Source organism: Marinobacterium profundum (assembly GCF_001528745.1).
Taxonomy (GTDB): domain Bacteria; phylum Pseudomonadota; class Gammaproteobacteria; order Pseudomonadales; family Balneatricaceae; genus Marinobacterium_A; species Marinobacterium_A profundum.
Genome location: NZ_BCNS01000125.1, coordinates 1 through 13305 on the forward strand (window position 1 = coordinate 1; position 13305 = coordinate 13305).

Consider the following 13305-nt stretch of genomic DNA (forward strand, 5'->3'; position numbering starts at 1 on the left):
ATTGGCCTGCGACCAATGATGAAGCATCCCTGCTTCATGTTATTAACCCGGGTTAATAACCCAGCCTTACCTGCGATGGTATACGGCCTGCAATTCAACTCAGCTAGTCGCGCCTGGTGAATTCGATTTTCATGCTGGAGGAAGCGTTGGCCGACAATCCGACGCCCATGAACCCGACCTTGCCCTCGGAACTGACCTGGGCGGCGATTTCCACCTTGTTAATCTTGTAGTTTCCGGACACGTCATCGACCTTTTCCAGCATGGATTTGACCGTATCGATGAATCCGGTCAGGCTTTTTTCGATGGCGCTGGAGCTGGCTTCCACGGCTTCCACGGCTTGCGCGGAAGCCGAGACACGGTCTCCTCTCGCCCGCGTGGGCCGAATGCCGTCGATTGTTTGTACATCGGTTATATCGAAAATGACCAGCTTTTTTTCTGACATTACGGTTCTCCTCGAGTTGTCGATACGGATGAGCCCCAGGCTTGAAACCCCGCCCAGAATACCGGTGATTGGAATGGGCACTGAATATCGTACCGGTGACTGTGTAGCCATGTTTTCTGCTGACGCAGGTCCACCAGGGCATCGTCGAAACAGGACTGTTCGTCGGGCGATATGCTGGCTTCTATCGTTTCGATTCTATGCAGCGCCTGTTCGGCGTCGAGCTGGCGCAACCAGTGGCTGGCCCGGTATATCGCCTGCTCGGGCGCGTGTTGGTCCGCGATCAGCCGATGGAACTCGGACATCAACAACAGGGTTGCCAGGTCGTCCACCCGCCAGCAGGGCGCGATGACCTGATGCACCCCGGCCGATTGCAGCAGTGCTGGAAATCCGAAAGGTTCATCGGAATTACTGCGCTGGCTCAGGCCCGACTCGCAGGATGACAGGACTATGAGCTGCCGCTTGATCTGCCCGCTGTCATAGAGCTCCGACAAGGCAATCTTCCCGTCGGCTAGTGCCAGCCACGAACTGAAAGGATTCGCGGGATCGAAAACGCCATGGGTCGATAGCTGGATTCCGCCGGGTTGCGCCAAAGCCTGCCGAAACCTGGCCGTTGTGGCGGCTTGCCCGATATGGGTTGGCCAACCGCTGCCGGGAAGGCCTTCCAGTCTCGCCAGCGGCAAATCCTGCTGCGGGTCGAGGAACATGTCCAGTTGACTGACGGTTCGAGTCACGGTTGCCATCGGCCGGGTGAAAGCAGTGAGCGTATGCGCGATGGTCACCCGCTCGAACAGTTCCGACAGGTATTTGCCGTTGGACAGTCGCGCGTGGGCGAGCGGCAGGGACCGAAAGCATCGGTGGGGAATAAGTACCAGCTCATCTCCGCCAGCGGCGATATCGGGAACGGCCTGGGCCAGCATATTGCCCAACCAGTCGAGCATCAGCTCGCTGACCGCCTGCGCGCTGTTGAGCACCAGTTCCGGTGGCGCGCCCACCTGCAACGCAGCGGATTGCAGACGCGAATCGAGGGCCCAGTCGCTCAGTTGTTCCCAGTGATTGTAGACCCCTGCGCGAAAACGATCGTAGATCGGGCCATCGATCCAGTGACAGTTGGCGCCCTTTTCCGACAGTGAAATCACCGCGATGCCGGATGAACTGCAAAACAGACTGACGAGGTGTTTTTCCCGCCCGGATTCGAGCCACTTCCGCGCCTTTTCGATCGGTTGCCGTTGCGCCGCAGATGAAATCAGGTTCTTCGTCATCTCCTGGTTCGAAAGCTCATTCGGACCGAGCTCCCCAATCATTCGGTAAAGTCTGAACAGGCGGCCTTTCGCGGCTTCGGCGATCGCCAGGCAATGCTCGGCGGGGCATTTGGCCTTCACATAGGCTTCCAGTTGCAAATAATCCAGGCGGCTCCATTCGAACAACATGGATTGCCAAACCGACGGATGGGAATGGCCTCTGGTGATCAGGTCCTGCAATGCGGCTACGGCCGCGTCGGATTTCGCGACCGCGGCTTCGTAATCACGTCGGGCCAGGGTGATACGCATTTCCATGGCCGCGGTCCGCAGGTAGGACAGCGGATCGAGTGTCGGCATCATTGGTCCCTGGCGAGCTCGAGTTCGGCTTCCGCCTCGTCAACCCTGTCAAGTTGCAGCAAGATATTCGCCCGGTTGGTATGAAGCATGGGATTCAGGGAATCTACCTCGTATTCAGCGGACTGCGGTTTGACCTCCAGGGCCTTGTCGATATATTTCAGCGCCTGCTCGAGCTTGTGCAGTTCGCGCATGGCATTGGAATAACAGTTCCAGAATATACACTGCACATGTCGGGATTTGGCATCGATGTGAGGCTCCAGCTGTTCCAGTATTCCGAGTGCAGCTACCGATTTGCGAGCTTCCGTTAAACGAGCTGCCTTTTCGTACAGCAGGTCTAACCGGACCTCCTCGTCTATCGAGTCCAGGTCCAACAGCGAATTTAGCACCTCCAGCGCATCGTCCGGGCGCGATATGGACGACAGGTAGTATTGATAGCGCATGCCTACATTGAGTTGCGCGTCCTTGTCCTCCAATACCCTGGCTGCCCGGTAAGCCGCCTCGATCTCTTCATGGACTTTACCTGCCGCGCCGATTCCCAGTTGAAGGCCGACGGACTGCTGTATCGCGTAATCCAGCATCCTGGCGAGCAAGTCCTGCAGTCGATCGATATCCTTCAGGTTGTTGGCCTCGCGCTTGAGCTCCAGCGCCCGGATATAGCCCTTGAGGGCATCGGGCAGATGCAGATCCTGCGGCCTTCCCGAGCACTGACCCAGGGCCAGCCACAGGTCCGCCTCGGTATCGGGATCGATAGCGACCTCCGTGTTTTCCAGGATCCGGATTCCCCTGCGGGCGATTTTTTTGCCCTTTCTCAGATCTTTGGCACTGGGTTGCTGGTGCCCGGTCACGGACATCGAAAAGCGAGTGAGGAAGCCGATCAAGCCTCGCAAGGCCTGCCGCGCGGCGTCTGAACCGGGTTGGAGTTCGCAAACCCGAAAGACGAATTCCAGCCCGTAGTCCAGCGCATCGGCGGTAATCATGCCGTCGTCCTGCAAATTGGCCCAGTGGCCAGAAAATTCCGTCAACGCCGCATCCAGAATGTCTTCCGCTGCATCGGAAAACAGCCCGCGCGCTTCGGAGATATAATCTTCGAGGGACCATTGCGTGTAGTCGCCGCCCAGTTTTATCGTCTCGTCCGGCAGTGTTTCGTCGGCAGTTACATCTAGCAGCCGGTAGAGGATTTCGCGTAATTGATAGCCCGCTGTGTCCTGGCGGCCGACGGGCCCGACGTCGGCCTCGATACGCTCCTGCAGCGCCTGTACCATCGGATGTTGCAGGTCCCGGGCCAAAGCCTCGTGGAGATAGTCTTTCGCGGCCGCATTGTCGCCCTGATAGCGCGATGCAATCACCGCCTGGTTCCAGTAGAGGTAGGCGATGTCGTCGTCGATGGTAATTGCCTGGTTCAGCTCCGCTACCATGCGCTTGAGACATTCTGGCGGCGGCAGGACTTGCAGCCGATCCGCCAGGTAGATGCGAAATTCGGTGGCACTGCCCAGGCACAGTGCGGCGTGGTGCTTCAGTAATTCGCTATCCGATTCGGCGCGGTAGAGATCGAGGCGATGGAATGCCTGGCGATACATTTTGGCATTTCGCAGGTGCTCAACGCCCGGAGGGAGTTGATGGTTTTCCATGTCCGTTTCTCCGACTGATCCATTGTAAGTATAGGAATAAAAAATGACTCTTTTCCTAAAATCCAGTGGTATTAGATAGGCGTTAAAACAGGTATGGAGTCCGCTGTTGCCGCACTCTATGCACATCTCAATATCGATGTAGAAGACGCGTTTGAGGCGTTGCGCCTAAGGCCGATTTGTTCTGCACATCCATGTGCTTCACCCCTTCGGGGTTTGCACGTTCAATCGCTCCCGGCGATTGAATGAGGCAGTTTTTGGGCACTTTTTAGGCTACAAATCGGCAGAATTGCCGGTTTACACAGCGCTAGCTGCCCACCGGGCAAGCTACAGGGATGTAGCTTGTGAATAGTAGTTCTCTTAGAGCACATAAAATGACCCCTCTTTACCGAAGAGAAGTCGGCGATTCCGCCCGTAGTAGATCAGTGTTAAGTCCGACAGGCTGCTAGAAAAGGTGCCCTACCCAGTGATGCTGGCGGTTGAAGCTTTGTGTAAATACCATTGAGCTGCCGCATACCGCAGCAGAAATTTCGTTGGATTTTGCATCTACTTTGAACTGCCCCAACGCTATGCCGTCCTCACAGGCCCAGGCATTGACCATATGAATGGCGCCATGGTGTCTGGCTCGGGAGCCGCGCACAGTTTTTCCATCGATGGCCACGACACCTGATAGCGGCGTATCTATCAGAATATCCTGAACCCAGGTCGTGAAAAACTCGCGGAACTGCGCAGGATCGAGCAGGGAGAACACCCTGTTGAAGGTGTCGTGTGATGGAATGCCGCCGGGGAGCCGCAAATACTGGCGAAACCAGTCCTCACGCTCGTGGGCGAAGAATTCGATGCCGTTCCAATCATCGGCCCCGCATAGCAGGGCGCAGGTGGTCATGAAAACGACTTCACCCAGGTCGTGGGTGCACTTGGCGGACTGGCGCGGGTCTTTGAGCTGCATGATACGGTCGAGTAAGGGTATGTTGGACATGGGCAAAAGTCCGCAAGCATCACGCTTTCACACGGTTGATGCAAGCTACGACTCGTGCAGCTGTATAAAAAACATTCATGCGTTTGCCCTGACCCCCTAATGTCCTTACCGGGCGTCACGGTGGCTTAGCGTACAAAAAATTCCGTTCCGTGAGGGCTACCCCTATTCGCGGCAGGTCGCCCCGACAGCACCCTCTCCCAGGCCCGTCGGGCCAGGAAGCTCGAAATGCGCCCCGCCGATCTGAAAACTGATGTCAGCCCCCGCGACCAGTTGGTCAAGCACGGATTTCGGGAAGAAAGCATAAGCACTTCTATCCGCCCTGCCCTGCTCGGTCGCTGTCTGGCCCCCGATCCGAAAGTCTGAAACGCCATCTGCCGGTTCGATAGCCACGACGAGCTCGCGGCTTTCCGTGCAGCCAAGCGTTATCACCTGGCCGGCCGTATATGCCACTGATGCGGCCGCCTGTCCCGTGGCAGGCCAGCTATCCACCAGCGACCACTCGTCCCCTTGCGCGCTGTTCTTCTTGCTTGCTCCCGCAAGTCTGCAGTCTTCACGCTGCGCCGCCAGGTGCTCGGCTGCGGCGGTCAGATCAATGATCCCCAAAGGGATGACGCCGTTTGAATCCTCCCATTCCAGTGTGATCTTGCCTGCGCCTTCGAGTGCGGTGACAAAGGCCTCGCCGTCCTGGAATGGCTCCAATGCGATCATGTCACCGGAGCGCATGAGGCCCACCCCAAAGCGCTTTCCGCCGACGTGATTAACTATCCTGCCGCCGCTCACATCTATCGCAGCGAGTGGCTTCAACAGATCGCCTGTGAGGGCCATGCCGGCAATCCGATTATCTCCGGATTGATAGCAGTAAATGTTCGCGCGCGTGGCGCCTGACATGCCCGAAACGTTCAGGCGACCACCGGCCTCGACTGAGCTCCAGCGCCATGTCTCCGCCCTGGCTGTCGCCGGCGTTTCGACCTGGACGTCGCCTCGTAACGCGGCGATGCGTTTGGCATCCAGCTGGGCAATTCTCTGTGCACATGGCGACGCGCCGTCGGCCCACCCCGTTAGCGGCGGGGCGGCCTCGTCATAGCTTTTGGTGTTGGTCTGGTCGTTGTAACGTTCTGGCACCGCGCGCCAGAACTGCATCACCACCGCACGCCGCCCCTGAGATGCGGGCGTTTCGTGAATCACGCACGTGGCCACCACATCCGGCGGCGTCCCCCGAAATGGCGCCTCCAGTGGCATGCCAGAGCGGATCAAGGGCAGTGTCTTTGCTCCGGTAGCGAGCAACGCGCCAGCCGACGCGCCAAGGTCGAGACTCCACACACTGTAGTCCAGGTTCGCCACAAAATTTTCATCGAACCCCAAACCCTGTGATGGGCCATAGAATCCGGTCAACCCGGCTGCAATACTGCTGTTGTCACTGAAAACGAAAAACCGCCCCAGCTCGCTGTCCACTTGGCGCGGAAGCTCTCCGGCCTCACTATCCGTGGGGCGTATCTCGGGAGGCACGGGAAAGCCGGCGTTCACAATGGCATCGATCAACTCTGATATGCCGCTCACACGCGCGCTTCCCGATTGCGCAGCTGATATCACGCCGACGAGCCCCTTTCGAGGATGCACGACAGGCGCCCCGACACTCATCGGATTGAGCACGCCGCTTCGCAGGGTAAAGCCCCGGCCTGATTGTCCGGTCACCTCGGCTGGGTCCAAGGGGCTTTCCCATCCGCCGAGGGCGCCCTGAGTCACAAACTGTACTTGTCGCCCATCTGTCTTCGGATCGAAAACTCCTACCAAGGGTTGCGCGGTGAGCCGCATATCTGAGAATTTGGCCATGATCTCGTCGTTTGGAATACTGACCGCAATCACGGAAAGACCCTCCACGCCGGCCACAGGCCCTCCTTGTCCCGGCAGCACGGGATGGCACGCGCCTTTGTCCCAAGCGCGAAGGCAAATGCCGTCTGTGGTGGTCAACGTAGAGGATGTCAGGTAGAGAGTCCGTCCCGGTTCGCCACCAATGCTTGTGGCAGTGGCCATCGGCTCGCCTCCGGGCCCTTCAACCATGGCGCCGAAGACACTGAGTTCAGTCTGCGCGGTTACCGCTTGTGCCGTAACCAAAGCCAAAACAAGTGCGAGAAATTTCATCGAACCGCCTCCAGCTCGGTGCCGTTCCAACGCCAGTCGATCCAGCATTCAAGCGCGCCCCCGGGGCATGACGGGCGCAGCGCGAGCGTACGCAGCGCGGACTTGCCAAAGGCCCGCTGCAGGATCTGCGGCTTGTGTCCCAAGAGCTGTTGACCCTTCTGTGTTTGAGTAAAGAACACCTCGATCGTGCACATGTTGATGCCACAACGCCCTGCCCCACGCCCTTTGGAAGCGTCGGCACATGACACACCCGCCCAGTCAAGCATGATGTCGGGCTTGTCGTCCCCATCGAGCTGACCGGTTAGTTCAGCTCCTTCCGCGATCTGATAGTCGCCGGCGCATGCCTGTGCAATTAGCGCACCGGTCAGTACGGTCTTGCTGACCGAGTTGCCGCCGACATTGCCGGCTTGGCTGCGACTTACGGGAGCGCAGCGTTCTAATGCCGCATCTATGGCTATGGATGATCCTTTTAGCGGAACGCGCATCGTGGGCTGCCTTACTGGAGTCACATCTGCTATCCGCCCTTTCTTGAGCGCTGCGATCAAATCGGCGGTGGGCGCACCGCTCCAGAGACCATCGGGCGGCGCGTGCTCTCCGGTCACGGTAAAGCTCTGACCGTCAACGACGATCGCGAAACTGTCTTGGCGGTTTGCACCTGGCACGGCAGGATACCCATGGGCAAAGATCAGCGGGTTCCCGTCGACGCAGGTCAGCGCAAGCGATCTGGCACCATCGACCGATACGCCAAACGCAGTCGGACTCTCCAATACCGTATGGCTAGTTGTGGAGAAGTTCCAATCCGCCATCGCGAGTTTCGCGCAGAGCAGAGAGAAAACGAGAAATATCATCCGCAAATACATGTACGTGCTTCCAAAATTTGAAATCGGGTAAAGCGCCCCATTCAGAGGAGAGAACAGGTCTAGCCTTTTGCCTCTCTGATAATCAAGGGAGAGAACACGGTCAGGCCAGAAACTTGCCGATCTCGATGATGGTCTGTGGGTCATTGGCCACTCGCGAATGCTCGCCGGCAATCCTGATTTTATTGACCGCACCTTTGAAGTCGCGAGCAGAAGAGGTAGGCACTGTACCGTCACCGTGCCCTCCATAATCCCTTTTGTTGGTCCAGTAGTCACCGGTAGTGTCACCTCGACTGCCGACCCGTTGGTAGGTAATCGAATCAAGGGTCGGGTCTTCGCTGTCGGACCAGATCACCAGGGATTTGGACGGGACACCCGGTATCGTGAACCCAAGACTGTTTTCCTTGAAGTCCATCGCATTCTGGACATCGTTATGCCATTGCTGAGGAAAGCCGAACCGCCCCCCAAAATAAGTTTCTTGCATGGTGCCGATCCAGCGGTTGTGGCGACCAGAACGGCCTTGATACCAGATGAATTCAAGTGTGAGCCAATCGATAGCGTATTTATCCGGCATCAACTCCCACGCAGCGGGAAAGCTGCGCGCGGCCTCTTTGAGACGGCGCTCAATATCGCGGGAGTCACCGGGGCGGCGGAAATAGTGTTTCCAGGCACTTTCAAGAATCAGGCTTTCCCAGAAGGACGTCATTTGGATGTCCGGATGCAGGACAAAATGCGCTTTGGCTGCACCATAATTTGGCGAGGCAATATAGATTGTCCGATCGATTGGCGCACCCAGTTTATGCGCCATACGTGTCACGAAGCCGCCCATCGAGTGGCAGACCACATCCGCCTTGGTCCACTTTGGATTGGCGGCCACCTTGGCACGAATTTCAGCAGCAAAGGCGGCGCCGCTGACCCGGTTGGACTTGCGCCAGTCGTAGGGAAAAATGAAAAAGTTCCTGTTAATCTCATATCCCAGCCGCTTTATCCCTTCGATCAATGGCGTATAGGCGCCAGGAAACAGGCCGATGGCGTCCACTGTGGATTGTGAAGTCAGGCCATTGACCATTTCTGACAGGATTCCGGCCCGATCCGTCATCAAGGGCAAATCGGGTGGCCAGAATGGCTTGACCGTGAGCTCGCGACCATTGCGCCAGACCTTTTTCGCCAACTGGGAGCCAAGGATTCCGGGCACAAAGAAAAGCGGCGTGTCAGCCAATTCAGGAGTGCCAGATGACGGAGGGGATTTACGGGGAGTGCTTGTAATTGGTTCTTCTGGGGTGCGCATGTTACTCGGAGTCACCTCAGCAGCCGTGCCATCTGCACGACCTTCGCCCGGCGCTTTGAAAGGATCTTCGGCCCGTCTACCCGCACCGGAGTCATCGTTAAAATCGTTCACGAATATTTGCTGCTCGCGATTGTTTCCTTTGGGCAATTCGACGTAGTCGCCTTCTTCGGGTTGCTTGGCGGCTTTTAGCTCTTCGTCGGTCATCAGGGCTTCAATCCCGGCTTCAACTTCGCTGGCCTCGGCCGTCTGTCCCAAATTGATCAGGACCGTGCGGTATCGCACCATCAACGCAGAAATGCCGAACTCTTTTGGCGTGTCCGACTCATCAGCAAGCTCGATCGCAGCCTTTAAATAACCTGCGGCTGCCTCAGGTTGGCCTTTGCTCAAGACATCTTCGGCATTCTGGCGCAATTCATTGACCTTATGAAAAATATCTTCGGAGTTCATAGTTTTACTCAATATCTTGTAAAAAATACGAAACGAAAACGACGTTCCATGCACGGTGCAGGAAGCATAACAAGCCACGCTACTGCCCTACCTGCGACGGAATACGGACTACAATTCAACTCAGGCAGCGTCAGGGATGCAGAAGTACAGGGAGAGACGCATCCAGAGACTCTCCTACATTTTTCAATATAGGTTAATAATTAATCAGATGTAGATTGAGAATCAAAAAACACAGAGCGTGGCGATCGGCCTGCCCCATGGGCCTGCTCACGACCACGCAGCCGCCCCGACGCGGGATCTCGATACGGGTGCTGTAAGTAAGATCCCGAGCAGCCTGCGGCTCTATGCGTAAAAGCAGAACCCCCCGGATGGACAGGGACAAATCGCGGGCTTACTCTTGACGAATACTCCGGGTGACGGCGACCGCTGGAACGCGGATATCGAAGATGCCGTGCTGCGATACGTCAAAGCCGAGGGCTTGCCCCACGACGATCCCAACATCGAGATACTGCTCTCGCTTTTCCCCGACGCGGATTGGGAAATCGGCGCACTGCGCCCACTGAGCCCCACCGAACAGCAACAGATCCTGCAACACATGCAGACCATATTGGATGCCCCTGACGCACACAGCTATCGAGCAGCATTCGCGGAAGCCTTCATGGATATGGGCGTTCGCTTCATGGTTTCAACCTTTGATGTGCTCAGCCACGGCGACGAGCAGCAGCTACAGGGTGTTCTCGAGTGCGAGAAAATCCTGGCGGACTGGTTGTTCGGCGAACGCATGACAGAGCGGGCGGACGAAGACGAACGACGCGCCCTGGTCGCCCGGCAGATTGTCGATCTTGACGACGAACTCAAACCGATGTGGCGCGCGGCTGCTCACGCAATGGCCAAGCTGCCGGACGAGCATCCGCTGCGCGACGTCGATGAAATTCGCAATATTCTGAATGCCTGTCTGCAGGATTCCAGCGCGCAACAGGACATCGAACGCGAAATATTCACGCGCTGTGACTTGGTCGAACTTGATCTGGCGGACGAAGCACAATGTGAACAGCATTTGCAGCGGTGTTTCGAGCTGTTAGCCGATTTTGATGACGAGGAATCGAACCTGCGCTTGCGTACATCGCATGTCTGGTTCTCGTATTTGAGTCATCAGCTCCTGGCGGCAGCAGAGGCCGGCGACGATGGACGGCGCGATCGATTCACAGGTCGAGTTGAGGCTGCGCTTGACGACATGCGCGCCTCGGCTTTGGACCAGGACCTTAAAATGCCACTCTTCGCGCTGGCCGCTGCCTACTCCTGGACTCTTCCTCGCCGCTCCGCCGAGTTGTTCGCCGAGATCCGCGGCAAGCTCGAAAAGGGCAGCGGGTGTTACCATCGACTTGGAGTCTTCGAAGGGGTGCAATGGCTGCGCTGCGACGAGCCCGCCCACGCCATCGACGCACTACTCCCTGCCATGCCGCTGCTGGAGGCCGATTACCTTAGCGCCTCCTGATTACTTATGAGCCTCAGCCACTATATAGCCCAGTATCATGCTCTAATCTTAGTGAACAGGCAGGTACGGCATGATGCGGTAACCAAAGCAGGTTAGTTTTCGCTTTGATACGAGAAATTTAAACAGAAGCTACTTCGTAACCTGTTGAATTTACTAAAGCTAAACTGGCTGGAACATGGCTGAGCTTTGTGGGTAATCAGGTAGCGCGTTATTCGCATCCGAAATAAAAGCCAACGGAAAACGGCTGCGGGATGCGGCCGTAAGCCTTGTGATCTCGCTCGGGCAACTCGATCGATGGGCGGAGGCATTCGAGTACGCCGAGCACTCGAAGAGTTTGCGCCTGCGCTATCGCTCCGCGCTACAGACCTCTTCGGACCGCGAACGACTGCAGGCGCTAGAGCGGGAAATGTACAGACTGCGCCGAGGGGTGCCGAGTGACTCAAGCGACAACTCGCCCCTAGCCATGGTGCTCAATCCTGTATCCAGCGAGGTCACCCGTTACAGTCTGCTGCTGGAAGAGTATCGCCAGTTGCTAAGCGGGGTGCCGGATGCAGAATTGCAGCGAGTCGGCGTACAGCAGGTCGCCGCTCGGCTTCGACCGGACGAAGCGGTACTGTCCGTCGTCGCCGGGCATGAACAATGCCTGGTTATGCTAGTCACAGCTTCGGATTCAGACTCTCCCGCTGTCGGGACCCTGCTGGATGACTGGAATCTCGCAACAGACGCACAGATCAATGACGGCGTCTGTTCCGGATGGCTTTACAGTCTCGCCATTCTGGACCCAGCCTTTGATCGGGCCCCGGCGCTGGACAGCTTCATCGAGAAGTTCGACGCGGCTTTGGCTCCTCGCATAAAAGCGTCGATCGAGGAACACGGAATTCGCCGGCTGACGGTAATCCCGCACGACTTCATGCGCCTGGCGCCATTCTGGGCACTGCCCTGTCTGCGGGACTTGCAGGTGACGCTGGAGATCTGTGCGGCGACCTTTCTCGATCAAGGCGCCAACCTGGCGGCGCGCATCTCCAATGCCGCAGTGGTCAGCGATCCGCTGCTGGACTTGCCCGCGGCGCTGGCTGATACATCCGCTGTTATCGATGCCTTGTCGGCTTTTGGCCTCCCCATAGATCGACTACAGGGTCTAAAGGCCGATCGCAGCAATTTGCAGAGGGTCTTGAAGCAGACCGACTGGCTGCACTATTCGGGGCACGGTCACATACCGCTTACCGACCCGCTGGAAGCCTCATTACTGCTGAATCCAGCCTGGGGTTCGTCGAAACCCGAATCCGCCGACGAATTCTGGTCTATCAGTACGGCGGCCAGCGATGATCCCCCGGTTATGATAGACGGCAAAGGCCGAATCCAGATCGCCGGTATCGGCGTGCTGGAGGAACTGGGCGATGCGGCCTGTCGCGAACGCTTTCTCCACTGCGACGATGGCCGCACGCTCTGGGGTACGGCCGACGAGGCTAAGCGCGGCTGCGTCGCTGATCGCTATTGCGCGGCACAGCTGTTGAGCGATGCCGACGAGCACATGCCGAAGGTCGCCAATCTTGCCACTTGCAGCCTTGGCGCCAGTGGCTTTACCGATGTCGAGGAATGGCAGGGCCTGGTTGCTGCGTTTCATCTCGCAGGTGTAAACTCAATTATCGCCGGCCTCTGGCCGGTCTCGGACGTCGCCGCGGCTGTATTTGTGCAGCTTTTCTACCAGGAAATGCGCGAGTATTCGCGCGACAACGCAGACGGCTCCGTCGATGTCGATCTCTGCGCCGCGTTGAGCGAGGCTTCACATAAAATGAGCACGCTATCGCGCGATTTGAGTGCTAGCCTGCTGCAAAGGGCGGCCCGGCGCGAACGCGCCGCATCTCCCCGCGAAGCGCTGCAGCTTGAGCTGATCGCGGTGCGCATGCGAGAGGCAGACGAGTATCCGTTCACATCCGCTTATCAGCACGCGGCCTTTTATCTGCTTGGGCAATCCCGGGTTACACTGCCGAGGAGACCTTTATGATACCAATCGGCGAAGTTTTGGACCGTCTGAGCGAAAACCTGGATGCGCAGGAATCCTTTATTGTTCCGAATACCGATACGCTGGTCGACGACGATATAGTCGGCCTTGCCGCTTGCTTCGCGTTAGCGGCCGATATCGACGGGGTGGAAATCTGGCGCGACGGGAAACCACGAGGCAGCTTGGCCAGGTCAGACTTCGTTGCAATACCCGGGGTTGCGAACCTGCTCGTCGGCAACAGTTTTCAGGTTCGCGGCATCGGAGCTGCCGACGGACTCCACCTGCCCGGGGATTTGAACGAAGCTCTGATCGAGTTGTGCTGTCCGGAAGACGCTTGCGATCACCATATTTACGCGCGCCGATACAATCCCGACGACGCTCCAGACTGCCCCCATCACCCCGGTAAAAAAGTAGTTCCCTGCGATGGAAGCTGACC

At 57.6% G+C, this 13305-nt stretch carries 10 protein-coding genes; 3 read left to right on the forward strand and 7 right to left on the reverse strand.

Annotation, left to right across the window (positions count from 1 at the left end):
- Positions 1-103: 103 nt before the first annotated feature.
- The 7 genes from MPRO_RS13975 to MPRO_RS14005 form a co-directional block, all read right to left on the reverse strand.
- On the reverse strand, positions 104-442 hold the full coding sequence (locus MPRO_RS13975; RefSeq protein WP_067293698.1) for a Pepco domain-containing protein: 339 nt from the start codon (positions 440-442) through the stop codon (positions 104-106).
- A complete protein-coding gene (locus MPRO_RS13980) occupies positions 442-2037 on the reverse strand; it encodes a CHAT domain-containing protein (RefSeq protein ID WP_067293701.1) in 1596 nt (531 codons plus the stop codon). The genes MPRO_RS13975 and MPRO_RS13980 overlap by 1 nt, the downstream gene beginning before the upstream one ends.
- Positions 2037-3665, reverse strand: coding sequence for a tetratricopeptide repeat protein (locus tag MPRO_RS13985; protein ID WP_067293704.1), 1629 nt, complete (start codon positions 3663-3665; stop codon positions 2037-2039). The genes MPRO_RS13980 and MPRO_RS13985 overlap by 1 nt, the downstream gene beginning before the upstream one ends.
- Before the next feature lie 442 nt (positions 3666-4107).
- A complete protein-coding gene (locus tag MPRO_RS13990; RefSeq protein ID WP_067293707.1) occupies positions 4108-4641 on the reverse strand; it encodes an ISAs1 family transposase in 534 nt (177 codons plus the stop codon).
- 162 nt (positions 4642-4803) lie between these two features.
- On the reverse strand, positions 4804-6780 hold the full coding sequence (locus MPRO_RS13995) for a hypothetical protein (protein WP_067293711.1): 1977 nt from the start codon (positions 6778-6780) through the stop codon (positions 4804-4806).
- Positions 6777-7640 (reverse strand): hypothetical protein, encoded by an 864-nt coding sequence (locus MPRO_RS14000; RefSeq protein ID WP_067293714.1) that lies wholly within the window; start codon positions 7638-7640, stop codon positions 6777-6779. The genes MPRO_RS13995 and MPRO_RS14000 overlap by 4 nt, the downstream gene beginning before the upstream one ends.
- Before the next feature lie 100 nt (positions 7641-7740).
- Positions 7741-9372, reverse strand: a complete 1632-nt coding sequence (locus tag MPRO_RS14005) for an esterase/lipase family protein (protein ID WP_067293716.1) — start codon at positions 9370-9372, stop codon at positions 7741-7743.
- A 397-nt stretch (positions 9373-9769) separates the two neighbouring features.
- Here MPRO_RS14005 and MPRO_RS14010 point away from each other — a divergent pair, with 397 nt between their 5' ends.
- The 3 genes from MPRO_RS14010 to MPRO_RS14020 all read left to right on the forward strand — a co-directional run bounded on the left by MPRO_RS14010 (position 9770) and on the right by MPRO_RS14020 (position 13303).
- Positions 9770-10867: a hypothetical protein gene (locus MPRO_RS14010; RefSeq protein WP_067293719.1), complete on the forward strand. Its 1098-nt coding sequence runs from the start codon at positions 9770-9772 to the stop codon at positions 10865-10867.
- Between the two features lie 406 nt (positions 10868-11273).
- Positions 11274-12872 carry a CHAT domain-containing protein gene (locus MPRO_RS14015; protein ID WP_082708780.1) on the forward strand — a complete coding sequence of 533 codons (1599 nt, stop codon included), beginning with the start codon at positions 11274-11276 and terminating at the stop codon, positions 12870-12872.
- A complete protein-coding gene (locus MPRO_RS14020) occupies positions 12869-13303 on the forward strand; it encodes a hypothetical protein (RefSeq protein ID WP_067293727.1) in 435 nt (144 codons plus the stop codon). Before MPRO_RS14015 ends, MPRO_RS14020 begins: the two co-directional genes overlap by 4 nt.
- Positions 13304-13305 lie beyond the last annotated feature (2 nt).

Excerpts from the sequence above, each read along its gene's own strand:
- MPRO_RS13995 (WP_067293711.1), bottom strand. The coding sequence starts at position 6,780 with ATGAAATTTCTCGCACTTGTTTTGGCTTTGGTTACGGCACAAGCGGTA.
- MPRO_RS14015 (WP_082708780.1), top strand. The coding sequence starts at position 11,274 with ATGTACAGACTGCGCCGAGGGGTGCCGAGTGACTCAAGCGACAACTCG.
- MPRO_RS13980 (WP_067293701.1), bottom strand. The coding sequence starts at position 2,037 with ATGCCGACACTCGATCCGCTGTCCTACCTGCGGACCGCGGCCATGGAA.
- MPRO_RS13975 (WP_067293698.1), bottom strand. The coding sequence starts at position 442 with ATGTCAGAAAAAAAGCTGGTCATTTTCGATATAACCGATGTACAAACA.
- MPRO_RS14005 (WP_067293716.1), bottom strand. The coding sequence starts at position 9,372 with ATGAACTCCGAAGATATTTTTCATAAGGTCAATGAATTGCGCCAGAAT.
- MPRO_RS14000 (WP_067293714.1), bottom strand. The coding sequence starts at position 7,640 with ATGTATTTGCGGATGATATTTCTCGTTTTCTCTCTGCTCTGCGCGAAA.
- MPRO_RS14020 (WP_067293727.1), top strand. The coding sequence starts at position 12,869 with ATGATACCAATCGGCGAAGTTTTGGACCGTCTGAGCGAAAACCTGGAT.
- MPRO_RS13990 (WP_067293707.1), bottom strand. The coding sequence starts at position 4,641 with ATGTCCAACATACCCTTACTCGACCGTATCATGCAGCTCAAAGACCCG.
- MPRO_RS13985 (WP_067293704.1), bottom strand. The coding sequence starts at position 3,665 with ATGGAAAACCATCAACTCCCTCCGGGCGTTGAGCACCTGCGAAATGCC.